Genomic DNA, 1,920 nt, shown 5'->3' with positions numbered 1-1,920 from the left:
GCTAAAAAGGCTTGTGTCACTTTAGCTTGAGTCGATGAAAGTTGAAGCAGATAGAGGCTTCCAGACAAATTCACCCAGAGAGCAAAACCCGCAACCAGTTGGTAGACATCGGAGGGTAGGAAGGAGCGCGTAGTCCCGCTTACCTTACCATTCCCTGGTTTTTGCAACACAATCAGAGCGAGAGCGTTCATTACGTAGACTCGAATCAAGATGCAATAAATGTGTTATACCTTTTTCCTAAATCATCACCTCCTCAGGTTACGAAAATGCTCTAGACTAAGCTATCAAATTCCTGTAGGACTATCACCTTCTTGAAATCAGATTTAATTTTTCACTCATTCTCTTTCAATTCAAAAAGCTGGATCTATTTCATCAATGCGATCGTGAATAATGCTGCTGCGACGAGTGAGGCAATTGTTCGTACATGGTTCCAGAAAGTCCAGTTTATTAGGTAGTTTGCCCAGAGGCTCCCGCCCTCGCTGCTGCCGGGTTTGACGATTGCTAGGGCATCATTCAGCGGCACGTTGAACATAATGGTCACGCCAAAACTGCCTACCAGATAAAACAAACTAGCAATTAGCACATAGCTTTCCGGCTGAGTCCATCTCAGTGCCGAGGCAACCGCCATAACCAGGCAAGTGACAGCCGTTCCCAGGAAAGCCGCCATAAACCACGGGTTAATCACCGCAGTATTAATGGCTTGCATCGCGGCAATTCCTTCTGCTGAAGGACGTTGAGCCAGTGCCCGCATGACGAAAGTTGAAAAGGCAAAAAACACGCCTGCGATCAGCCCACAGCCTAGTACTGAGAATAACTTTAGGGTGAACAGCCATTGATGTGACATTCTGTAAAACCTCCTTCTGTCCTCAACACGACTTTATCTTCCAGCTTAAGGAAACCATAGATTTCTTGACTATCAACATCTTGTGCAACTATCAAAATCTTGCGATGAGTTTTCACAACAGAGGCTGGGATGAGATAAAAATGAAAACAATCAAGATGATACGAGTTTGGTTAGCACCGTGAAATTCTCGATAGAAAATCAGGCTGAATCAAACTTCTTGCCGATCTGCAACACTTGTGAGGGAGCCAGGTGAAACGATCGTTGATTGTCGAGCCATAATTTGAAATTAAACGGGATATTTTAGGGTAGTTCACCCAGAGGTAGCCTGCATAAATCCTTCAACAGGTTAGAGAGAATTGATGGATGAACGCAACTTCTGGGGAGCGAACGATCAAACAGTCAAGCGCAAAGTGAATCGGAAGAACGGGAGCAGCAATTTTTTGTAAAGCTGAAAGTCAAATATTACAAATAAAAAAAGAGGGCTGCCTTGGTAGAGACAGGGCGATCGGCAGTAGTTGGCTTGCAACGGGTCACCAAACCTTTTGCAGTAAGGGCATTTGGTCGAGCACTACTGATAGTTGGGATAGTGCAAAATCTGCAGGGGCAATCGAAATAACCCTGCTACAAACTCAGAAATGCCATATTTGCGCTTCAGTGATTGCGGCAAGTCCTGCCAAGCAACAGGTACAAATCCCAGTCGCTGATAAAAGTTCACCAAGCGCTCACCCAAACATTCCAAGTACAGCGGCTGATTGGCTTGCTGTCGTAAATGCTGGCTCAGAAGCGTCCCCAGGCCTTTATTGCGCCAATTCTTTGACACTACCAAACTACCCAGCTCTTGGGCTCCTGGAAACGTGCGCAGTTGGGCACAGGCAATGACTTTCTCTCTGCACTCAATGACCCAAAACTGCTGCCAGCGAAGTTGGGTTGGATCAAGCAAAGCACCGATAACCAAACGACGAATTGTCCATGCGTCTTCTTGTCTTGCCGGACGTAGTACACAACCATCCGGCAATTGAGCAGGTCCACTCATGACTTCTTCCAGAATTTGACAAACCGGGTTGATGAGAGTGTGG

Annotated in this window: 3 protein-coding genes; all 3 read right to left on the bottom strand. The window is 46.1% G+C overall.

What is annotated here, in order from left to right; genetic code table 11:
- On the bottom strand, window positions 1-191 hold a 191-nt coding region (locus H6F80_RS29525), incomplete at its 3' end, for a hypothetical protein (RefSeq protein ID WP_206755129.1).
- A 173-nt stretch (window positions 192-364) separates the two neighbouring features.
- Window positions 365-844 carry an anthrone oxygenase family protein gene (locus tag H6F80_RS28625; protein WP_190794912.1) on the bottom strand — a complete coding sequence of 160 codons (480 nt, stop codon included), beginning with the start codon at window positions 842-844 and terminating at the stop codon, window positions 365-367.
- 568 nt (window positions 845-1,412) lie between these two features.
- Window positions 1,413-1,920: GNAT family N-acetyltransferase (locus H6F80_RS28620; RefSeq protein WP_242067629.1), on the bottom strand; the 508-nt coding region annotated here is incomplete at its 5' end.

This window comes from Leptolyngbya sp. FACHB-711 (genome assembly GCF_014695615.1).
Taxonomy (GTDB): domain Bacteria; phylum Cyanobacteriota; class Cyanobacteriia; order Elainellales; family Elainellaceae; genus Leptolyngbya_A.
Note: the sequence above shows the minus strand (reverse complement) of the source record. Positions and strands in the feature narration are given on the sequence as shown.

What these genes read in the sequence shown, in the direction of transcription:
- H6F80_RS28625 (WP_190794912.1), bottom strand. Translation starts at nt 844, where the DNA reads ATGTCACATCAATGGCTGTTCACCCTAAAGTTATTCTCAGTACTAGGC.